Annotated in this window: 21 protein-coding genes; 5 read left to right on the top strand and 16 right to left on the bottom strand. The window is 72.0% G+C overall.

Annotation, left to right across the window (positions count from 1 at the left end):
* Positions 1-13 precede the first annotated feature (13 nt).
* The 4 genes from O5O46_RS16820 to O5O46_RS16830 all read right to left on the bottom strand — a co-directional run bounded on the left by O5O46_RS16820 (position 14) and on the right by O5O46_RS16830 (position 2,437).
* A complete protein-coding gene (locus O5O46_RS16820) occupies positions 14-781 on the bottom strand; it encodes an ABC transporter ATP-binding protein (protein ID WP_269856249.1) in 768 nt (255 codons plus the stop codon).
* A complete protein-coding gene (locus tag O5O46_RS16825) occupies positions 754-1,629 on the bottom strand; it encodes an ABC transporter permease (protein ID WP_269856250.1) in 876 nt (291 codons plus the stop codon). The genes O5O46_RS16820 and O5O46_RS16825 overlap by 28 nt, the downstream gene beginning before the upstream one ends.
* Positions 1,630-1,763: 134 nt before the next feature.
* The gene (locus O5O46_RS35550; RefSeq protein ID WP_358229513.1) at positions 1,764-1,847 is read right to left on the bottom strand and encodes a putative leader peptide; all 84 of its coding nucleotides are present in this window, start codon (positions 1,845-1,847) and stop codon (positions 1,764-1,766) included.
* A gap of 92 nt (positions 1,848-1,939) precedes the next feature.
* Positions 1,940-2,437: an Lrp/AsnC family transcriptional regulator gene (locus O5O46_RS16830; protein WP_269856251.1), complete on the bottom strand. Its 498-nt coding sequence runs from the start codon at positions 2,435-2,437 to the stop codon at positions 1,940-1,942.
* A 304-nt stretch (positions 2,438-2,741) separates the two neighbouring features.
* Between O5O46_RS16830 and O5O46_RS16835 the strand changes: the two genes are divergently transcribed.
* On the top strand, positions 2,742-4,223 hold the full coding sequence (locus O5O46_RS16835; RefSeq protein ID WP_269856408.1) for an FUSC family protein: 1,482 nt from the start codon (positions 2,742-2,744) through the stop codon (positions 4,221-4,223).
* Positions 4,224-4,378: 155 nt separating this feature from the next.
* Positions 4,379-5,419 carry a lactonase family protein gene (locus O5O46_RS16840; protein ID WP_443072551.1) on the top strand — a complete coding sequence of 347 codons (1,041 nt, stop codon included), beginning with the start codon at positions 4,379-4,381 and terminating at the stop codon, positions 5,417-5,419.
* A gap of 55 nt (positions 5,420-5,474) precedes the next feature.
* On the opposite strand, the gene O5O46_RS16845 is transcribed toward O5O46_RS16840, so the two are convergent.
* From O5O46_RS16845 to O5O46_RS16870, 6 genes are all read right to left on the bottom strand, one after another.
* A complete protein-coding gene (locus tag O5O46_RS16845) occupies positions 5,475-6,362 on the bottom strand; it encodes a sirohydrochlorin chelatase (RefSeq protein WP_269856253.1) in 888 nt (295 codons plus the stop codon).
* A 185-nt stretch (positions 6,363-6,547) separates the two neighbouring features.
* Positions 6,548-7,543, bottom strand: a complete 996-nt coding sequence (locus tag O5O46_RS16850) for an N-acetylglucosamine kinase (RefSeq protein WP_269856409.1) — start codon at positions 7,541-7,543, stop codon at positions 6,548-6,550.
* Entirely contained in the window at positions 7,540-8,499 is a 960-nt protein-coding gene (locus O5O46_RS16855; protein ID WP_269856254.1) for a phospholipid scramblase-related protein, read from the bottom strand. Before O5O46_RS16855 ends, O5O46_RS16850 begins: the two co-directional genes overlap by 4 nt.
* Before the next feature lie 27 nt (positions 8,500-8,526).
* Positions 8,527-9,204, bottom strand: a complete 678-nt coding sequence (locus O5O46_RS16860; protein WP_269856255.1) for a uracil-DNA glycosylase — start codon at positions 9,202-9,204, stop codon at positions 8,527-8,529.
* Between the two features lie 45 nt (positions 9,205-9,249).
* The gene (locus O5O46_RS16865) at positions 9,250-10,347 is read right to left on the bottom strand and encodes a WD40/YVTN/BNR-like repeat-containing protein (RefSeq protein ID WP_269856256.1); all 1,098 of its coding nucleotides are present in this window, start codon (positions 10,345-10,347) and stop codon (positions 9,250-9,252) included.
* Between the two features lie 252 nt (positions 10,348-10,599).
* Positions 10,600-11,688 (bottom strand): NADH:flavin oxidoreductase/NADH oxidase, encoded by a 1,089-nt coding sequence (locus O5O46_RS16870; protein WP_269856257.1) that lies wholly within the window; start codon positions 11,686-11,688, stop codon positions 10,600-10,602.
* A 118-nt stretch (positions 11,689-11,806) separates the two neighbouring features.
* Here O5O46_RS16870 and O5O46_RS16875 point away from each other — a divergent pair, with 118 nt between their 5' ends.
* Positions 11,807-12,184 carry an ArsR/SmtB family transcription factor gene (locus tag O5O46_RS16875; RefSeq protein WP_269856258.1) on the top strand — a complete coding sequence of 126 codons (378 nt, stop codon included), beginning with the start codon at positions 11,807-11,809 and terminating at the stop codon, positions 12,182-12,184.
* 58 nt (positions 12,185-12,242) lie between these two features.
* Here the strand turns inward: O5O46_RS16875 and O5O46_RS16880 are convergent, their stop codons facing one another.
* The 3 genes from O5O46_RS16880 to O5O46_RS16890 all read right to left on the bottom strand — a co-directional run bounded on the left by O5O46_RS16880 (position 12,243) and on the right by O5O46_RS16890 (position 14,726).
* The gene (locus O5O46_RS16880) at positions 12,243-13,586 is read right to left on the bottom strand and encodes an FAD-dependent oxidoreductase (protein ID WP_269856259.1); all 1,344 of its coding nucleotides are present in this window, start codon (positions 13,584-13,586) and stop codon (positions 12,243-12,245) included.
* A 132-nt stretch (positions 13,587-13,718) separates the two neighbouring features.
* On the bottom strand, positions 13,719-14,333 hold the full coding sequence (locus O5O46_RS16885) for a TetR/AcrR family transcriptional regulator (protein ID WP_269856260.1): 615 nt from the start codon (positions 14,331-14,333) through the stop codon (positions 13,719-13,721).
* A gap of 204 nt (positions 14,334-14,537) precedes the next feature.
* Positions 14,538-14,726 (bottom strand): hypothetical protein, encoded by a 189-nt coding sequence (locus tag O5O46_RS16890; RefSeq protein WP_269856261.1) that lies wholly within the window; start codon positions 14,724-14,726, stop codon positions 14,538-14,540.
* Between the two features lie 197 nt (positions 14,727-14,923).
* On the opposite strand from O5O46_RS16890, the gene O5O46_RS16895 reads away from it, so the two are divergent.
* Positions 14,924-15,913, top strand: coding sequence for a hypothetical protein (locus O5O46_RS16895; protein WP_269856262.1), 990 nt, complete (start codon positions 14,924-14,926; stop codon positions 15,911-15,913).
* A gap of 74 nt (positions 15,914-15,987) precedes the next feature.
* Here O5O46_RS16895 and O5O46_RS16900 read toward each other — a convergent pair whose 3' ends face one another.
* Genes O5O46_RS16900 through O5O46_RS16910 form a run of 3 tightly spaced genes read right to left on the bottom strand, consistent with a single transcriptional unit; the run spans position 15,988 to position 19,708 of the window.
* Positions 15,988-18,123, bottom strand: coding sequence for a xanthine dehydrogenase family protein molybdopterin-binding subunit (locus tag O5O46_RS16900; RefSeq protein ID WP_269856263.1), 2,136 nt, complete (start codon positions 18,121-18,123; stop codon positions 15,988-15,990).
* Positions 18,120-19,109: an FAD binding domain-containing protein gene (locus O5O46_RS16905; protein ID WP_269856264.1), complete on the bottom strand. Its 990-nt coding sequence runs from the start codon at positions 19,107-19,109 to the stop codon at positions 18,120-18,122. Before O5O46_RS16905 ends, O5O46_RS16900 begins: the two co-directional genes overlap by 4 nt.
* On the bottom strand, positions 19,106-19,708 hold the full coding sequence (locus O5O46_RS16910; protein WP_269856265.1) for a (2Fe-2S)-binding protein: 603 nt from the start codon (positions 19,706-19,708) through the stop codon (positions 19,106-19,108). The genes O5O46_RS16905 and O5O46_RS16910 overlap by 4 nt, the downstream gene beginning before the upstream one ends.
* Before the next feature lie 148 nt (positions 19,709-19,856).
* Between O5O46_RS16910 and O5O46_RS16915 the strand changes: the two genes are divergently transcribed.
* A complete protein-coding gene (locus tag O5O46_RS16915) occupies positions 19,857-20,435 on the top strand; it encodes a TetR/AcrR family transcriptional regulator (RefSeq protein ID WP_269856266.1) in 579 nt (192 codons plus the stop codon).
* Positions 20,436-20,607 lie beyond the last annotated feature (172 nt).

The following is a 20,607-nucleotide window of genomic DNA, read 5'->3' on the forward strand; positions in this document are numbered from 1 at the left end:
TGACCGGCAGGGATCAGGCGGCGTCGATGGTGACGGTCGCGGCCGCGGCGGGGGCCCCGACGCCGAGTCGGTCCAGCAACTCGGCGCGCAGCCTGGTGAATCCGGGGTCGCCGACATCGCGTGGACGCGGCAGGTCGACCGGTGCCTGATGGGCGATCACACCGCCGTCCATCACCAGGACCCGGTCCGCCAGCAGCACGGCCTCCTCGACGTCATGCGTGACCAGCAGCACCGCGCAGCCGCGCCGCTGCCACACCTCGGCCACCTGCCGCTGTGCCCTGATCCGGGTGAGCGCGTCCAGTGCGCCGAACGGCTCGTCCAGCAGGAGCAGATCCGGTTCGCGTACCAACGCCCTGGCCAGGGAGGCACGTTGGGCCTCTCCGCCGGAGAGGGTCTTGGGCCAAGCGTCGGCCCGGTGCTCAAGACCGACCTCGGCCAGCGCGGTGACCGCCCGCTCGCGCGGCGGCCGGTCCGGCAGACCCAGCAGCACGTTGCGCCACACCCGCTTCCACGGCATCAGGCGGGGCGCCTGGAACGCCACCGCGCGGCGACGGGGCACCAGTACGGTGCCCTGGAAGTCGCGGTCCAGGCCGGCCAGTACGCGCAGCAGCGTGCTCTTGCCGCAGCCGCTGCGCCCGAGCAGCGCGACGAACTCGCCGGGCGCCACGGTGAGGTCGAGGCCGCCGATCACCGTGCGGCCGTCGAAGGAGCGGGTGAGGCCGTCGATCCGTACCGCATCGGCGGCGGGGACGGTCAGCGGCCCGTGAACGTCGGTCGCCATTGCAGCAACAGCCTTTCCAGAGCGCGGACGACAAGGTCGGCGGCGATGCCGAGGAAGGAGTAGATCAGCAGGCAGACGACGATGATGTCGGTGCGGAAGAACTCGCGTGCCTGGTTCATCAGGAAGCCGATGCCGTCGTCGGCGTTGACCGTCTCGCCGAAGACCAGCGCCAGCCAGGCGCTGGCCAGCGAGAACCGCAGTCCGGTCATGGCGCCCGGCAGCGCGCCGGGCAGGATGACGTGCCGGATCAGCCCCCAGCGGGTGAGGCCCAACGAGGCGCCGGCCTCGATCAACTGGTCGTCCACGCTTCGGATTCCGGCGTGGACGTTGAGGTACAGCGGGAAGGCGACGCCCAGCGCGATCAGAGTGATCTTGGGTGTCTCGCCGATGCCGAGCCAGATGATGAACAGGGGGATCATGCCGATGAACGGCACCGCGCGCAGCATGTGCACCGTGGTGTCGATCAGGTCCTCGCCGAGCCGCGACAGGCCGGACAGCAGCGCCAGTCCGATGCCCGCCACGGCGCCGAACGCGAGCCCTATGGTGACGCGTTGCAGTGAGACGGCCATGGCGGACGGCAGCGTGCCGTCGGCGATCAGGCCGCTCGCGGTGCGGGCGATGGCGCTGGGCGCGGCCAGGATGTTGCTCGGCAGCAGTCCCGTCGAGCTGAACAGTTGCCAGAGGGCGAGGAGGAGCACGGGGCCAGTGGCCCGGCGCAGGCCGCGAGGCAGCGAGCGGCGGCGGGTGGCGGCGGAGGCGATGGGCTCGAGGTCGGGGGCGTCGGCGCTTACCGAAAGCGTCTGTTGGGATATTCCGGATATGTCCGGTGGGGCATGGTCGACGGTCATGCTGGCTCCACGGCGGGCGGTGTGGTGGGGCGTCCCGGAAGGCGCGCGGGGCTGAACGGGCGCGTGAGCGTGTTCAGCGCGGCACGGGCAGGCGGCGTGGCCGCAGGAAGAGGACGGGTTGCGCTAAGAGGGCGTCAGCAGCCGCGACGACACGCGGAGGAGGCTACCCGCAGCAGGTCGATGTGACCGCGCGTGGTGAGCAGGGCTGAACGCGACATGCCGGAGAACGTAGCAGAGAGGGTCGGCCGACGGTCAATGGTGTCTCGGCAGTTGGACGTCGCGTCCCATCAAGTGACGTTGCGGTGAGGAGCTACGCGTTGGACGCGGGGGTGACGTTGGCTGCGCCTCGCCCGATGGACTCCACCAGGGGCAGCGTCCGTTGCGGAACGCGTTCGCGCAGCACCACCTCGGTACGGGTGCGCACCACCCCCGGCATGCGGATGACCTGCTGGATCACATCCTCCAGATGCGCGTTGTCGCGGGCCGCGACCCGGGTCAGCAGATCGCCGCCGCCGGTGATCGAGAAGACCTCGATGATCTCCGGGATGTCCGCCAGCCGTGTGCCGACGTCGTCGAGATGCCCCTGGGTGACCTCGATGTGCACGAACGCCAGCACCGGGTGGCCGAGCGCGGCGAGCGAGAGCCGGGCGCCGTAGCCGGTGATCACCCCCTCCCGCTCCAGTCGGTCCAGCCGCGCCTGGAGCGTTCCACGGGCGATCCCCAGGATCCGGGCGTACTCGCGCACGCTGGTGCGCGGCTGTTCCAGCAGCAGCCGCAGGATCCTGGCGTCCAGCGCGTCCACGGGCATGGGCCAGCGGCCTCCTCACGGTCGGCGAAACAGCGCTTCGACTGTACCAATGGCATACTCCTGACGGGATCACTTGAGCCGTCGGGGCTGGGGATGCTTTCCTGGCTGTATCGATGGCGTTGCGCTGGGCAGCGACAGCATGGCGACGAGGCCGCTGTCTCCCCCGCACCGCCGAGTCCCATGCCTTTTCGACCCTGCCGTGAGGGCCGCGCACCGGCGCGCGGACCCCGACCCGGCCGTCCTTGCGGCCGAACACGTGCGGCAGTGCACTGATGACCTTGGGGGGAAGCCACCGGTGAAGAGGATGTTCGTCGCACCCGACCCGGATCTGGCGCGGCTGCGTTTCGCCGCGCGGGCGGTCGCGGGAGTCGCCGTCGCCGTGGCCGCGATCGGGTTCGCGGGGCTGCCGCTGCCCGCGGTCGTCGCGGGTGGACTGGCCGCGATGCTGGCACTGTTCACCGTGGCCGATCCCCGGGTGCCGCAGCAGGTGGTGACCACCGCTCTGCTGCCGGTGGCCGGATACCCCGTACTGGCCCTGGCGGCCTGGCTGCATCCGTATGTGTTCGCGCGGGACGTGGCCTTCCTCGCTGTGGTCTTCGCCGGGGCGTACGCGCGCCGCTGGGGGACGCGCGGGCACGCGCTCGGCGTCTTCGCGTTCATGATGTTCTTCGCCGCCCAGTTCCTGCGCGCCGGACCGGTGCTGCTGCCCGAGCTGTACGCGGCGCTCACCATCGGGCTCGGCGCCGCGGCACTCGTCCGGTTCGGGCTGTGGTGCTACGAGCGGCGTACGCCGGTGCCGCACACCGTCACGCCGCCCGAGCAGCCCGCTGGGCTGCGCAGGCCCACCACCCGGCAGGCGTTCCAGGCGGTGGCGGCGGCGGCGTTCGCGGTGATCGGTGGTGAACTGCTGTCGCAGGACCGCTGGTACTGGGCGGTCGGTGCGGCCTGGTGGATCTTCGTCAACACCGCGTCGCGTGGCGAGACGCTGGTGCGCGGATTCCGACGCGTACTGGGCACCGTCATCGGCATCGTGGCGGGCCTGGGCATCGCACTGCCGGTCAACGGCGCTCCGGTGCCCACGGCGGTGCTGGTCGGCGTGTGCGTCTTCGGGATCTTCTACACGGCGGCCGTCTCCTACAGCTGGATGATGTTCTTCGTGACGGTCCTGGCCGGACTCCTTTACGGGCTGCTGGGCGTGCTGCACCCCGGGCTGCTGGTGCTGCGGCTTGAGGAGACGGCGGTCGGGGCGGTGGGCGCGCTGCTCGCGGTGCTGCTGGTGCTGCCGGTGACCACGCACGCGACCACCGACGCGTGGATCCAGCGCGCTCTGCACGCGGTGCGGGACGCCACGGGTGCGGCGGCGCGGCACATCGGGGGTGCCGAGCAGTCGCTGGAGCGGCACGTCGAGGAACTCGACGCGCTGCTCGGACGGGTGCGGGTATCGCTGGCACCGCTGGTCCACCCGCTCAGCCCGCTGCGGTCCCGCAGGGCGCGGGCGACGCGGGTGCTGGCGCTGCTGGACGACTGCGTGCGGCAGGTACGGGGGCTGGCGGAGGTCGTGGCGCATCCGCACGCCTCGCACGACCAGCGGCTGCTCGCGGCGTGCGGGCGCGTCGAGGCGGCGGTGCAGCGGCTGGTCGCGCGGGGTCCTGAACCGCTCACGGTTCCAGACACCGTGCCGTCGGGCGACGGCTCCGTGGTGGAGCGGGCGTTGGCCCATGTGCACGGGCTTGAGCGGTCATTGGCGGAGCTTGACGGCCATCTGCGGGAGCCGGTGCCCGCGTAGCGCCGTCCTGGCTGGTCTGGCACTTCCGGTGTGCGCCCTTGTGGTCGCCAGCCGTCGAGGCGGGATTCGTTTGGCGGGCCTGCCCCCGATCGCCCCGGGTCGACCGCGCTATAGCGTTGCCGGGGTAGTGACCTGGCGGCGGATGGGAGTTGGATGTGGCAGACGTGCGGCGCGCGTACATCGGATCGTTCACCTCGGCGGGCGGGTACGGGATCACCACCGCCACGGTGGATCCCGACACGGGCAAGCTCACCGAGTCAGGGCGTACGGACGCCGTGGCCGACCCGTCGTTCCTGGCGCTGTCACCGGACACGACCGTGCTCTACACGGTCAGCGAGCGCCCCGAGCACGGCGGCGCCGCCGCGTTCTCGCTCACGGACCCGGACGCCCCCGCGCAGTTGGGCGCGACCGTGCCCGTGGGTGGGGGCGCCCCAACCCACCTGTGCCTGGCGGCAGGCCACCTCCTCACCGCCAACTACGCCTCCGGCAGCGTCAGCGCGCTCCCCGTGGGCCCGGACGGCGCGCTCGGCGCGCCGCGCCACGTAATCCAGCACACCGGCAGTGGGCCGAACCGGGAGCGGCAGGAGGCACCGCACGCCCACGCGGTGCTGCCGGACCCCAGCGGCCGTTGGGTGCTCTCCGTCGACCTCGGGACTGACTCGGTACGGGTCTGCGCTCTCGACAATGTCAGCGGCGAACTGGGCGTACACCACGAGACGGTGCTGCGCGCGGGCAGCGGGCCGCGCCATCTCGTCTTCCATCCGGGCGGCCACCGGGCCTATGTCGTCAACGAGTTGGAGTCCTCAGTCACCGTCCTGGCCTGGGACGCGCAGACGGGTGTGCTGACGCCGCTCGGTTCGACGGCGACGCTGCCCAAGGATGCGGCGGACCAGCCCAACTACCCGTCCGAGGTGGTCATCTCACCGGACGCACGGTTCATCTGGGTGGCCAACCGGGGCCACGACAGCATCGCCGTGCTGTCCGTCGACGGCGACCGGCTGGAACTGCTCGGCACCCACCCCTGCGGCGGCCACTGGCCCCGCCACCTCACCCTTGACCCCGAGGGGCGGCGTCTCTATGTGGCCAACGAGCGCTCTGGGGACGTCACCTGGTTCGACCTGGAGCAGGCCACCGGCCGCCCGCGGCGCACCGGCTCACTACCGGTTCCCGCCGCCTCCTGCGTCGTCTTCGGCTGAGGCGCCTGGTGGGGCCGCCGGAGTTGGACCGCGACCCCACCAGGACGGCCGAGCGCTAGCGCAGCGGGGCGCCCTGGGGCTGCTGCGGCGCGATGCCGATGGCCGTCGTGTACTTGGCGAGCACGAGCTTGCCGACGGTGGGATACGGGCCGAGCGCCTCGGCAGCCGAGCACTCCACGGCCTCGGTCGCCTTCTCCAGCAGGCCGGAGGGCAGTTCGGGGCCGATCAGGCAGGGTGCGATGGCCAGGCGGGCGGAGCCGGAGGAGCGCAGTTGCTCGGCGGTGCGCTCGATCGCGCCGTCCATGTCGAGACCCGCCGCCAGCACCGGCACGGCCAGCCGGGCGGCCAGCAGCAGTCCCGTGACACCCGCGGCCTGAACCGCCTCCTCGCCGCCGACGGTGGCCAGGATGATGCCGTCGGCCGCCGTGGCGACGGTGAACAGCCGGGCACGGTCGGCGCGCGCCAGACCGGCCTCCGACAGCCGCACGTGCAGGGCCTCCGCGAGCAGCGGGTGCGGGCCGAGCGCGTCGGTCAGATCGGCGCGGACTCCGCTGTCCGCGATGGCCTGGCGTATGTGCCCCAGTACGGTCTCGTCGGGACTGGCCAGCAGCGGCACCACCACGGCGGCGACCTGGTCCTCCGCGGCCCCCTCGGCGCGCGACTTCGCCAGTACCTCCGTCAGCGACGGGTACTCGGCGTCCTCCGCGCCGCCTTCTATGTAGCCGACCACGGGGTTGAGCCCCGAAAGCTCCCAACGGGCGATGCTGACGATCTCGTCCACGAGAGCGCGGACCGCGGCCGAGGGCGTGCCGGGAACGGCCAGGACCAGCGGCGGCGCGTCCTGCGGGGCGGACAGGGTCTCGGGCCTGCGGTGCCGACCGGGCTGACGTGGACGCGGCATTCGTACGGGCAGACCGGGTGCGGGGCCAGTGGCTGAGCTCATGGCGTCGCATGCTAACGGTTCACCGGGGCGGGCCGCGCGGTCGGGTGACGCCATCGGCCCTCCCGTCATGGTATGTCTGTTTGGCGGCCTTACCTCGCTGATCTGGGGAAATGCCGTTAACCGGCGGGGTGGTTTGAGACGCTTCACGGCGCTTGACGGGCAGGCGACGGTTAACGGGGTCGCCATCAGTCGACGGCGAGCAGTGTCCCGTCGACGGGCAGCGGCAGTTCGTCGCGGGACAGTGCCGCGGCGATCCGCAGCGCACCGTGCAGCGGCTCGCTCTCGGCCGCCAACAGCTCGGCCCCCGGCAGCAGTTGGGGGGCCTGCGCCCGCAACGGGCCCAGCAGCGGCTCGCCTACGTTGAACAGGCCGCCGGTAAGGGCCACTTCACCGGCCTGCGGGTCGGGCCGAACGGCGGCGGCCGCCTCCAGGATGTGCCGGGAGGCCGCCCGCAGAATGCCCGCCGCCACCAGGTCGTCCTGCGCGCAACGAGCAACCTCCGGCGCGAACGAGGCCAGTACCGCGGCCCGGTCGTCGCGCGGGTACAGCCGCCCCGGCAGTGTCGGCGCCGGGCCGAACACGGCCTGCGCCCGGGCCAGTAGCGCGGCCGAACCGCCCGTACGCCCGTCATACGCGCGCAGCGCCGCATCGAGCCCGGCCCGGCCGATCCACGCACCGCTGCCGCAGTCACCGAGCAGGTGCCCCCAGCCGTCCGCGCGCCGCCAACCGGAGCCGTCCAGCCCGGTGCCCAGCGCGATCAATCCGGTGCCGGCCGCGACCACCACGCCGGCGCGCATGCCCAGCGCCCCCGCGTAGGCCGTCACCGCGTCCGCCGCGAGCGCCAGCCGTGGCACCCCGAACTCGGCGCGCAGCGCGCCCGGAAGCCGGTCGCGCAGGTCAGCGCCGAGCGAAGCCATCCCGGCCGCCCCCACACAGGCGGCCACCACCTCGCCGCGCCCCGCGAAGTCCCTGAGCACGGGGGCCACTTGGGCCAGCAGATGGCCGGCGTCGATTCCGTCAGGGCCGGTGCGCACCGGCTCCTTGGTCGCGTGGGTGAACTCCGGCGGGCACGGCTGGCCGTCGTCGGCGACGCGCGCCAGCGCGAAGCGCACCCCGGAGCCGCCGGAGTCGACGCCCAGTAGCCAGTGGTCCGCGGCCGACGGCCGCCGCCGCGCGGTCAGTTGGTGCCCTGCTTCAGCGCGACGTCCACGGTGAGCGCCGAACCGACGACCATGCTCAGCAGCGGGTCGGGCAACGGCTGGTGGATCTGCAGGACGTAGTTGTCGGCACTGGTGAACATGGCCTTGGCCAGCCCCTGCCAGGTCTTGGTGATCCGGGCGACCTCGGTGTCGGTGTGGTCGACGATCGCGAAGTCCCAGGCGCGGAAGTTCTCGGCCTTGATGGCACCGATCTTCTGGTCGCCCACCATGAAGGCGAAGTGGATCCTGCCGATGGCGTTCTGCTGGACGATCTCGCCGATCTGGGCGCCGTCCGCACGCTGCACGATCATCTTCGACTTGAGGAGCTTCGCGGGCCGGGTCAGGTACAGCACCGGCTGGCCGTGCGCGTCGCGCACCTCCAGGCGGTGGGTCATGAACTGGCCGTACTTGGTCAGGGCGCGGACCGCCTTCTTGGCGGCGCTCTGGCCGATCTCGGCCACCGCGCCGATCTGGTTGCCCGCCTGGTCGTAGACGCTGTACTCGTCGACCATCTCGACGAGCTTGGCCTTCTGGTTGACCACCAGGATCGGCTCGGTGAACAGGGTGCCGCTGCCGCCCGCCGTCGGGCCGACGCCCGCCTGGTGCTGGACCTGACGCTGGATCCTGGACGGGTCGTGGAACCCGTTGACGCCCTGCGGGGCGTTGGGCGCCTGCGGCGGCATGGCGTGCTGGGGCACGGCGTGCGGCGGTTGCGCGGGCATGGCCTGCTGCGGGGGCACGGTCTGCGGCTGCGGCGCGTGGTGGACCTGCTGCGGGGGGACGTGCGGGTGAGGCTGCTGGACCTGTTGCGGCTGGGCGGGACGGGGGTCGGCGTGGGTGTGCTCCGTCCACCGCGAACCGTCCCACCAGCGCAGCAGATTCGGTGCTCCCTGGGGGTCCGCGTACCAGCCCGCAGGGACATTCGATTGCGTGGTCACGGCGGGCAGACTATCGCGGACACCTTGTCAGGGCAGTTGCCAGTTCACCGGATCCGCGCCCTGGCGCGCCAGCAACTCGTTGGCGCGGCTGAACGGCCGCGAGCCGAAGAAACCGCGGTCGGCCGACATGGGAGAGGGGTGCGCGGACTCGACCGCGGGCAAGCTGCCCAGCAGCGGACGGAGGTTGCGGGCGTCCCGTCCCCACAGGATGGACACCAGCGGCTTGCCGCGGGCGGCCAGTGCCCTGATGGCCTGCTCGGTCACCTCTTCCCAGCCCTTGCCGCGGTGCGCGGCCGGTTTCCGCGGGGCGGTGGTCAGCGCCCTGTTGAGCAGCAGTACGCCGTTGCGGGTCCAGGGGGTCAGATCGCCGTTGGACGGCTGCGGCAGGCCCAGGTCGGTGCCGTACTCGCGGTAGATGTTGAGCAGACTGCCCGGCAGCGGGCGCACCTCGGGGGCCACCGAGAAGCTCAGACCCACCGCGTGACCCGGTGTGGGGTACGGGTCCTGGCCGACGATCAGCACCTTGATGTCGTCGAACGGTTGCTGGAAGGCGCGCAGCACGTTCTGTCCCGACGGTAGGTAGGTGCGTCCGGCGGCGATCTCGGCGCGCAGGAAGTCGCCCATCGCGGCGATCCGGCCCGCCACCGGCTCAAGGGCCTTCGCCCAGCCCTCTTCAACGATCTCGTGCAAAGGTCGTGCAGCCACGGGCAGTCACTCTACTGGCTCAAAGCGTGACGCCCCCAATCGGGCTCAGCCGACCACCGCCGCCCGTACGCACAGCACGTCAGGCAGGTGCGAGGCGACCAGCCGCCAGCTGTCGCCCTCGTCGGCGCTGGCGTACACCTCGCCGTTGCGGGTGCCGAAGTAGACCCCGGCTGGGTCGTTGTCATCGGTGCGCAGGGCGTCACGGAGCACGATGCCGTAGTGGTGTTCGGTGGGCAGCCCGCCACCCAGGGCGGTCCAGCTCGCCCCGGCGTCCTCGGTGCGGTACACCCGGCAGAGGTAGTCGGGCGCGTAGCGGTCGGAGCCGTCGTTGACCGGGAAGACATAGGCGACCGAGCCACGCCGCGGATGTGTGGCGATCGGGAAGCCGAAGTCGGCGGGCAGGCCCTTGCCGATCTCGGACCACTGCGCTCCGCCGTCGTCGCTGCGGTAGACGCCGCCGTGGTTCTGCAGGAAGAGGCGGTCGGGGTCGGTCGGATCCTGCGCGATCTTGTGTACGCACTGGCCGAACTCCGGATAGTGGTCCGGCAGGAAATCAGCTCTGATGCCCGAGTTGCGCGGTTGCCAGCTAGCGCCGCCGTCCGACGAGCGGTACGCGCCGCCGGAGGACACCGCGACCATCAACGTGTCCGTGCTACGGGGGTCGGTGACGACGGTGTGCACGGCCTGGCCGCCGTAACCGGCGCCCCAGTGCGGGCGTTGCGGGTGGTCCCACAGGCTGCGTACCAGGTCGAAGGTCTCGCCGCCGTCCTCGGAGCGGAACAGCGCGCCGGGCTCGGTTCCGGCGTACACCACCGCTGGCGCGGCGGGACCGGCTGGGTGCAGCTGCCAGACCCTCACCAGCGAGGTGCCGGTGTGCGCCGGGAACTTCACCGCCGGGCGGCTGGGTTCGTGCCAGGTCGCTCCCAGGTCGTCGGAGCGGAAGACGGACGGGCCCCAGTGTGAGCTGTCCGCCCCCGCCAGGAGACGGGGGCGGGGGCCTCTGGTGTCGATGCAGAGCGAGTAGACGGCTTGCATGGGGAAGTGCGGGCCGGTCACCTCCCACTCGGCCGCCGGCCGCGAGCGGCGGCGGCGTCCGAGGAACAGGCCCTTCTTCGTGCCCACTGCGAGTAGGACGGTTTCCATGGGGCGGCCCCCTCTGGGTGCGGGATGTGTCCTGTACCACAGAGAGTAGGGAATTCTCCCTTCCGCCCACCCGTTCGCCGCCCCCTTCGGGCGCCGTTGCGCGCTGTTCGCCACGGGTTGGGACTTTGCCCAGCCGTGGGCGAGGGCAGGCAGGGGCGGGCGGGGAAGGCCCGCCCGCCAGGTCGAACGGACGTGGAACACCTAGCCCGGAACCGGAACCGGAACCGGAACCGGAACCGCAGGCGCGCGCGGCTACGCTCGGGCGTACTGGTCGGGGGTGCGCGCCTGTGCGCCGAGCGCGTGAGCGGCCTGCCGCGCCCAGTAGGGATTGCGCAGCAGCTCGCGCCCCAGCAGTACCGCGTCGGCCTGCCCGTCAGCCACGATCCGCTCGGCCTGCTCGGGGTCGGTGATCAGCCCGACCGCCCCGACCGGCAGACCGGTCTGCTCCCGGACCCGGGTGGCGAACGGAACCTGATAGCCCGGCGCGGCCGGGATGTGGACCTTGGCCGCGTTGCCGCCCGTCGAGACGTCCAGCAGATCCACCCCGTGCGCCTGCAACTCCTTCGCCAGCTGTACCGTCTCCTCGGCCGTCCAGCCCCCGCCCTCACCGTTCTCCTCCAGCCAGTCGGTGGCCGACACCCGGAAGAAGACCGGGAGTTCGTCCGGCCAGACCGCGCGGACCGCGTCAACCACCCTGAGGGCCAGGCGGATCCGGTTCTCGAAACCGCCGCCGTAGGCGTCGGCGCGGTGGTTGCTGTGCGGCGAGAGGAACTCGTGGATCAGGTAGCCGTGGGCGCCGTGGATCTCGGCCACCTCGAAGCCCGCGGCCAGCGCACGGCGTGCGGCGGCCGCGAACTGCCCCACGATCTCGTCGATCTGGTCGGTGGTCAGTTCAGTCGGAGACGGGTGGCCCTGCGCGAACGGGACCGCGCTCGGCCCGTACGGCTGCCAGCCGCCCTGCTCCGGCGGAATCGGGGCGCCGCCACGCCATGGCGCGTCCGTGGACGCCTTGCGGCCGCTGTGCGCGAGCTGGATGCCCGGAACCGAACCGTGCTCCTTGAGGAAGCGGGTGATCCGGCCGAAGGCCTCCTGCTGTCGCTCGTTCCACAGGCCGAGGTCGGCCGGGCTGATCCGGCCCTCGGGCGAGACGGCGGTGGCCTCGGTGATGACCAGCCCCGTACCGCCGACAGCGCGTGCCGCGAGGTGCGCGAAGTGCCAGTCGTTGGGGGCGCCGGTGTCCGGCCCGTCCGCCGCCGCGCTGTACTGGCACATCGGCGCCATCCAGATCCGGTTGGGGATGGTCAGCGATCGCAGGGTGTAGGGCTCGAACAGGGCGCTCACGGCACACTCCTCGTCGTCGGGCTCAGCCGGTGTCCGAGGCTTCGCCCCGGCATGTTACGACGATAGCTGTCGTAGTACGTCGCCTGTCAAACTACGAGCTTCCTCGTATTATGGGGGCATGTCGACTCAGCCCAGCACCAGCGCCACCGCGGCCCCTTCCGGTCGCACCCTGGAGCACCCGGACCGCTCGGCGATCCGGCTCGAAGCGGTGCTGCACGCGCTCTCCGACCCCATGCGGTTGCGCGTGGTGCGGGCACTGGCCTCGCACGGGTCCGAAATGGCGTGCTCCGACGTGGAGTTGGACGTCAGCAAGTCCACCTGCACCCACCACTTCCGGGTGCTGCGCGAGGCCGGGGTCATCAGCCAGATCTACCGCGGCACCTCGAAGATGAACGGGCTGCGGCGCGCCGACCTCGACATGATCTTCCCTGGACTGCTCGACAGCGTGCTCGCCGCCGCGGAGGGTGAGGAACGGCGGCTCGGCACCGCCCGCTGACACCTGGCGGGCGGCGCCCGTCGACGCCCCGGAAGTGTCAGCTGCCAGGCGCTCCGCCTCAGGTGACCGTCCGCGCCGCCGCCAGCAGCCCGGCCCAGTCGGGGATCTTCACCGGGCCGCGGTCCAGCGTCCGGCCCAGTGCCGCCTCGGCCGCCTCGATGCCCAGCCAGCCCGACCAAGGCACCGGATCCAGTCCCAACTCCCAAAGCCCGTCCAGTGGTTCGTCCGGCAGCGAGCGGGACACCAGCCGATCGGCGTCGTCCAGTAGGGAGTTGGCGGTCTCCTTGGCGCACGGTCGATTGGTGCCGATCACCCCGGTCGGACCACGCTTGATCCACCCGGCCACGTACTCACCCGGCGACGGCACACCGTTGCGCAGCACCCGTCCCGCCGCGTTGGGCACGATGCCGCGCTCCGCGTCGAACGGCAGACCCGGCAGCGGTACGCCCCGGTAGCCCACCGAACGCAGCACCAACTGCGCCTCGATCTCCTCGAACCGGCCGGTGCCCACCACTGCGCCCCGGCCGTCCGGAACCGTGCGCTCCAGCCGTACCGCCTCCACCCGGTCGGTGCCGAGCAGCTCCACCGGCCGCAGGAAGAACCGCAGTTGGATGTGGCGCGGCAGATCCCGCGCGGAACGCTCCGCCCAGCCGCGCAGCGCCTCCAGATTGCGCCGCGCGACCGCGGGCAGCGCGGCGGGATCGGCCGCGGCCGGGTCCATCGCCAGCTCGTCCGGCCGCACGCGGACGTCCACATCGGCCAGTTGGCCCAGTTCGCGCAGCTCCTTGGTGGTGAACTTGGCCTGGGACGGGCCGCGCCGCCCCACCATGTGCACCTCGCGCACCCGACTCGCGTCCAGCGCGCGCAGGGCCGCCTGCGGTACGTCGGTGTGCCGCAACTCGCCCGCGCCGCGTGCCAGGACGCGGGCGACGTCCACGGCGACGTTGCCCACGCCGATCACCACCGCGGACCGGGCGTCCAGGGTGAAGCCGTCCGGCGGGGTGTCGGGGTGGGCGCTGTACCAGGACACGAAGCGGGTGGCGGAGACGCTGCCGGGCAGCTCCTCGCCGGGGATCCCCAGGTGCCGGTCGGTGGAGGCGCCGACGCAGTAGACGACGGCGTGGTAAAGCGACAGCAACCGGTCCGGGGACACCCCCGTGCCGCCCACCGGCACATTGCCGAGGAACCGCACACCGGGCTGCTCCAGCACCCGCCGCAGCGCGCCCTGCAAGGACTTGATCTTCTCGTGGTCGGGCGCCACCCCGTAGCGCACCAGGCCGTACGGGCACGGCAGCCGGTCGAGCACGTCCACCGCCACATCGGGCACCGCGGTCTGGCGGGTCAGCGACTCCGCGGTGTACACCCCGCTGGGACCGGATCCCACGACTGCCACTCGAAGCACCTGCGGCTCCTTCCCGTCGGCCACCGGAAGGCCCGCCGGTCGCGTACCCGTCGGTCACTTGCCGGTCACCTAAAGGATCGCACCGCGAAGCCGTGTGCGGGACTGTGCGTCGCCGCTGGTGTGTCAAGTGCGTCAGGCGCGGGGCGGCGGAGCACCCTCCGGGGGGAAGCCCAGCTTCCAGTCCAGCCCGTAGCGCTGGAACAGCTCCGCGCGCAGGCTGCCCAACGGCATCGGCGCACCCGGCAGCAGCAGTGCGACGACGGCGCCCATGAGCAGCGCGCGCAGCATGCGGTAGTCCTCCGGCGGCTTCTCCGCGCCCCAGCGAGTCACCGTCTCCTCCAGCAACGCGGCCAGTTGCTGCTGCTCGGGGCACTGGATGAAGCCCTCGTTCTGGAGGATCGAGGCCATGTGCGTGCGCATCAGTGTGGTGTGGGTGCGTGTGAGGCCCAGGATCGCGTCTATCGCACGGGCCAGGCGCTCCGCGCCGTCCTCGGTGCGCGGTTCGCGATCCAGCGCCTCGGCCAGCGTCAGATGCATCAGCCGGTGCACCGCCGACTGCACGAGTGGACGCTTTCCGGGGAAGTAATAGGAGACCAGTCCGCGGGCCGCACCGGCCCGGTCCGCGATGTCCGCCAAGGTCGTGGCCTCGTAGCCGCGCTCGCCGACCAGCTCGATCGTCGCCTGCAGCAGCCGCTCGCGGGAACGGCGCCGCAATTCTTCATTGACCGATGCGCTTCGCGGGGACATGCTGTAACTCCTGCGTTGACTGGCTCCGAGCCAATATACTCAGCGCAGTACCTCCTGCGACCCCCGCGGTAGTGGGCGCGGAGGTGCCGGGGGCGCGCCTTGGTACTGGGCGACGCGGGGGATCGTCCAGTACCGGGGTCGCGGCCCGGAAGCCAGATGACCTTCTCTCTCCTTCTTCCTGCGGTCCTTCACGTGACCGTGGCGCTACGCCGTGATGACGTATCGGTTGTCGCCCCAGGCGGCGAGCCACTCCCGCTGCCAGTGGGCCAACTCCAGCCGTTCCTCGGGGGACAGGCCGCCGCGCGTCGTCAGGGCCCGGATGGCTGCCTGGGCCCGTGCCAGACGCACGGAAGCGGGCGCAGGCGTGACCTGCGGCGGGGAGGTCGGGGACATGCGAACCAAGATAGCCGCGGGCACTGACAACCAGCGTCGTCAACGCTTCACGGCATGCCGGATCCGTCAACTGCGGCTCGCGCCGGAGCACTTGTGGTCGCGCCGGGCGCGCCCGCCAGGCGGAATCCGTATCGCCGCGCGCCGGTGCCGGAGCGGGGGCACACTGGACGGGCACCCTCCCGTCCGCGGAGCGCACGATGGAACCTCAGCCACCCCCAGGCGGCATCGGCCGCCGCGCCGTCCTGCTCGGTGCCGCCGCTGCCGCGGTGACGGCCGCCGGGTGCTCCGGTACGGCGACGCACCGGCCGACCGCGACCGCTTCCCCGTCCGGTCCGGCACCGTCCGGCGGTGGGCTGCCGCGCACCACGCCGTGGCGGCCGAGTCCCGCCGACATCGATCCCGCTGTGAAGCTGCGCGCCGTACAGCTCATCGAGTCCCTCGGCGCCTGGCCGCCCGGCGGCAAGGGCGTGGGGCGTGCGCGGGACCGCGTCTCGGCGCTGGGACTGCCACCCGCGCTGGCCGACCAGGCGGGGCCCTTGCTGCCCGACGTGGACGAGGCGGCGCTCCAGGTGATCGAGGCGCAGTACGGCGGGATCCTGGCGGACTCCGGCAGCGTGCTGGTCGTCTGCCGGCAGTGGACCCGCAGCGGCGGTGGACCCGTCACTGCGGGCGGTACGACCGTTGACGTGCGGCTGAGCGCGGCGCGGCCGCGATGGGACGTCACCGCACTGCACCCGGCGCGGCCTGGCCCGGCGGCGGCAGCCCTGCCGGGGGAGGCCCGCAGGGTGCTGGCCGACTCCCGGATCTCGCTGCCGCCCGCCGGGGCGGCGGACATCCGTAGCGGCGCCGTCCACCAGAGCGCGCTGCGGGCCATGCTCGACCTCGCGGGCAGCTACCGGATGGACATCAGTGTCGTGCGTTCCGGCCATCCGCTGGACGTCTTCGGCACCAACCGACCGAGCGACCATCCGCTCGGCCGGGCCTTCGACGTCTGGCGGATCAACGGTCATGCGGTGGTCGACCCGGCCACCTCACGCGGGCTGATCGAGTCGTTCATGCGCGATGCGGCGGCGGCAGGGTCGTACAACGTCGGCGGTCCCGTACAGCTGTCGGGCGGTGCCACCGCCAACCAGTTCTTCAGCGATGACACGCACCACGACCATGTGCATGTGGGCTTCAACTCCTAGACCGGACCGGCTCTTTGGGGGCAGGTCCCCAACGCCCCTTTGGGTTTTGGGGACCCGCCCTCCACAAGCCCCGCTCAGGCGGTCGCGGTGCCAGCCAGCAGGACGCGGTCGGGGCGTATCGGCAGGTGGCGGTGGCGTACACCGGTCGCGTGCCAGACCGCGTTGGCGATCGCCGCCGCGACGCCCACGATGCTGACCTCGCCGATGCCCTTGATGCCTCCCACCGGGTCCTCGTCGTCCGGATCGTCCACCCAGTCCGCCTCGATCAGCGGCACGTCGGCGTTGGCGGCGAAGTGGTAGCCCGCGAGGTCGGCGCCGACGAGAGCGCCCGACGCCTGGTCCCGGGCCGCCTCCTCGTGCAGCGCCATGGAAAGACCCCAGACCATGCCGCCGACGAGCTGGCTGCGCGCGGTCAGCGGGTTGACGATCCGGCCCGCGGCGAAGATACCGAGCATCCGCCGCACCCGCACCTCGCCGGTGACGACGTCCACGCCGACCTCTGCGAACTGCGCCCCGAAGGCGTGCCGTTCCCGCATCGGCAGCGCGCCCACCGCCTCGGCGGTGTTCGAGCGTGCAGTGATCCCCTCCGGTGGGATGCCGTCGCCCAGCACCAACAGCTCACGCAGCTCGCGTACCGCGCTGGTGACCGCCCAGGCCCAGGAGCGGGTGCCCATCGAGCCGCCCGCGACCATCGCCTGGCCGAAGTCGCTGTCCGCGATCCGTACCCGAACGCGCTCCGGCTCGACTTCCAGCGCCTCAGCGGCGATCAGTGTCAGCGCTGTGCGCGCACCGGTGCCGACGTCCGCCGCGGTGATCCGCACGGTGAAGGTGCCGTCCGGCTCCGCTGTGACGGATGCCGTGGACGGAGCGACGCCCGAAGGGTGCGTCGCCGCCGCCGTACCGGTGCCGATCAGCCAGCGGCCGTCCCGGCGCTGGCCGGGGCGTGGATCACGGTCCGCCCAGCCGAACCTGCGGGCGCCCTCCTGGAAGCAGGCGAGCACGTTGCGGCTGCTGAACGGCAGTCCGGAGACGGGTCCCGCGTCCGGTTCGTTGCGGGCGCGCAGCGCGATCGGATCCACGCCGCACTTTTCGGCGAGCTCGTCCAGCGCGCACTCCAGCGCGAACGAACCCGGCGCCGCACCCGGGGCGCGCATCCAGGTCGGGGTGGGCACATCGAGCGCCACGACCCGGTTGACGGTGTGGTGGGCGTCGGCGTCGTACATCACCCGCCCCAACCCGGCGCTGGTCTCGACGAACTCATGCACCTTCGACGTGAGGTTCAGCGCCTGGTGGTCCAGCGCGCGCAGCCGCCCGTCGGGGTCGGCGCCGAGCCTGACCCGCTGCGCCGTGGGGCTGCGGTAGCCGACCAGCGAGAACAACTGGCGGCGGGTCAGTACCACCCGGACCGGCCGGTGCAGAACGGTCGTCGCCATCACGGCGAGCACCTGGTGCGGGCGCACCCCCTTGGAGCCGAAGGCGCCGCCGACGTGTTCCGCACGCACCCGCACCGAGGACGGGTCGAGGGAGAACAGGTTGGCCAGTTCCTCCGCCACCCACGTGCTGCCCTGATTGGAGTCGATCACCTCCAGACGCCCGCTGTCCCAGCGCGCCATCGCCGCGTGCGGCTCCAACGGGTTGTGGTGCTCTTGCGGTGTGGTGTACTCCGCGTCCACCACCACGGCGGACGCCGTGAGTTCGGCTTCGAGGTCGCCCTTGCCGGCTTCCGCCTGCATCCTGGGGTTGCCCTCCGGCGTGTACGTACCGGGGTGCCCGGCGAAGAACGCCACATCGTGCGGCTCCTCGTCGTAATGGACCACCAGTGCTTCGGCGGCCTCCCGGGCCTGCTCGGAGGTCTCCGCGACGACCAGCGCAACCGGCCAGCCCGCGAACGGCACGCGGTCGTGCTGGAAGACCGCGACGGTCGGGTCCGGCCGCCCCAGCAGGCCGGTGTAGTCGGCGTTGACACGTGGGGCGTTGCCGTGGTGGAGGACGGCGAGCACGCCGGGCATCGCCAGCACGGGATCGGCCTCCACCGAGCGGATCCGGCCACGGGCGATGGTGGACAACACCAGCCAGCCGTGGGCGAGTTCGGCATAGGGGACATCGCCCGCGTAGCGCGCCGCTCCGGTGACCTTGTCCAGGCCCTCGATACGGGTGTGCGCGGTGCCGACGGCCCCCGTGACCGGGGTGGGTCCCGTCATCGTGGTCATCGGGCGGCCTCCTCGGTGAGCTCGGTCAGGACGGCGACGACGAGGTTGCGGAGCAGCGTCACCTTGTACCCGTTGTGCGGCAGCGCCTTGGCGGCGGCCAGTTCGGCGTCGGCCGCGGCGGCGAACGACTCGGCCGTCGCCGGTGCGCCGGTCAGCGCCCGCTCGGCCGCCCTGGCCCGCCATGGCCGGGACGCGACCGCCCCGAAGGCCAGGCGGACCTCGCGTACGACTCCGTCCCGCGTGTCGAGGGCGGCGGCGATCGAGCCGATGGCGAACGCGTAGGACGCGCGCTCACGGACTTTCCGGTAGCGGGAGTTGGCGGCCACCGGAGCCGGTGGCAGGGTGATGCCGGTGATCAGCGCGCCGGACGGGAGCGCGGTCTCCAGGTGCGGGGTGTCGCCGACGGGCAGATAGAACTCCGCTAGTGGCAACTCGCCCGGCCCATCCGCCGTTTCATAGGTGACGACGGCGTCGAAGGCGGTGAGCGCCACTCCCATGTCCGACGGGTGGACGGCCACGCAGTGCTCGGAGGCGCCGAGGATCGCGTGGTTGCGGTGCTCGCCGTTGACGGCCGCGCAGCCGCTTCCGGGGGTGCGCTTGTTGCACGGCTGGGCCGGCTCCGTGAAGTAGGCGCAGCGCGTGCGCTGGAGCAGGTTCCCGCCGACCGTGGCCATGTTGCGCAGCTGGCCGGAGGCCCCGGCCAGGACGGCCTGCGCCAACGCCGGGTAGCGGCGGCGCACTTCGGGGTGGGCGGCGAGATCGCTGTTGGTGGCGGTCGCACCGATGCGCAGCCCGCCGCCTTCCGTGGGGACGATCCGGTCGAGGGGGAGTTCCCGTACGTCGATCAGTAATCCGGGCCGCTCCACACCGGACTTCATCAGGTCGACCAGATTCGTACCCCCGCCGAGATAGCGCGCCTCGGGATCAGCGCCCAAGGTGACGGCGCCGGGTACGTCGAACACGCGCTGATAGCCGAACTCCCTCATGCCACGCCCTCCGTTTCCTCCGAGCCCGCGAGGTGGCCCAACTCCCCGGAAGGTGACGGGGGTCGGGGGACACCGGGCCGCGCCGCCTCGGCGATCGCTCGCACGATCGACACATAGGCGCCGCAGCGGCACAGGTTGCCGCTCATCCGCTCCCGGATCTCCTCGGCGGTGAGCGGTGCCGCTTCCGCCTGCGGGCGTACGTCGGCGGTGACGGCGCTGGGCCAGCCCGCCGCGTGCTCCTCGATCATCGCTATGGCCGAGCAGACCTGGCCCGGAGTGCAGTAGCCGCACTGGTAGCCGTCGAGGTCGAGGAACGCCTGCTGTACGGGGTGGAGCTGATCGCCGTCCGCGATGCCCTCGATGGTGGTGACCTCCCGCCCTTCGGCGGCCACCGCGAGTTGCAGGCAGGAGACGGCGCGGCGGCCGTCGAGCAGCACCGTACAAGCACCGCACTGGCCCTGGTCGCAGCCTTTCTTGGTGCCAGTGAGGTCGAGGCGCTCGCGGAGCGCGTCCAGCAGGGTGGTGCGATGGTCGACGGGCAGCGTGTGCTTCTCGCCGTTGATGTTCAGGGTGATGACGCTGGCCGTCGAGTGGGACATGATCAGCCTTCCTTCGCGTAGGTGGTGCGCGGCGGGCGTCTGTCGCTATGGTGGGCCTAACCGGACAACTGTCCGGAAGCTTGAAGTTACCGGACACTTGTCCGCTTAGCAAGGCCCGCCCGGCCGGGATTCCCGGAAGGAGTGACGAGTGCGGCAGAGGAACGATGCGCCACTGCGTTCGGACGCGCAACGCAACCGCGAGCGCATTCTGGAAGTCGCGCTGGAGGAGCTGACCCGCTGCGCCGACGCGCCGCTCAGCTCCATCGCCAAGAAGGCGGGCGTCGGACAGGGAACGTTCTACCGCAACTTCCCCAACCGCGAGTCACTCGTCCTGGAGGTCTACCGCTACGAGGTCCAGCAGGTCTCCGACGCCGCCAGGGAACTGCTCGCGACCCGCGCCCCTGACCAGGCGCTGCGGGAGTGGATGGACCGGCTCGCCCAGTACGCCATGGCCAAGGCCGGGTTGGCCGAGGCGATGCGCAGGACGACCAGTGCGCACGGCACCCTGGCCAAGCTGGGGCGTGGCTCGGTGGCCTCGGCGGTGGAAACACTGCTCAAGGCGAACGAGGAAGCGGGCACCATCCGGCCGGGCGTGACCCCGGACGACTTCGTCCTCGCCATCGCCGGACTCTGGCAGATCGATCCGCACGGTGACTGGCACACCCGCGCCGGGCGGCTCATGGACATCGTCATGGACGGGCTGCGCACCGGCGCGCCCGGGGCGTGAGCGGCACGGGGGCCTCGGCCGCGCAGGCCGAACCACACCCTGGACTCGCTGCTGGCCCCTTCACTCGCCGGCAGGCCGCCGCGGGAGAGTGGTGAGGGCGCGGCAGGTCTTCAAGAGTCGACGTGAACAAGGTCGTTCACGCCTCATCGGCACCCCGCGAGCCCCGGTCCCG

The organism is Streptomyces sp. RPT161 (genome assembly GCF_027533845.1).
Lineage (GTDB): Bacteria > Actinomycetota > Actinomycetes > Streptomycetales > Streptomycetaceae > Streptantibioticus_A > Streptantibioticus_A silvisoli_A.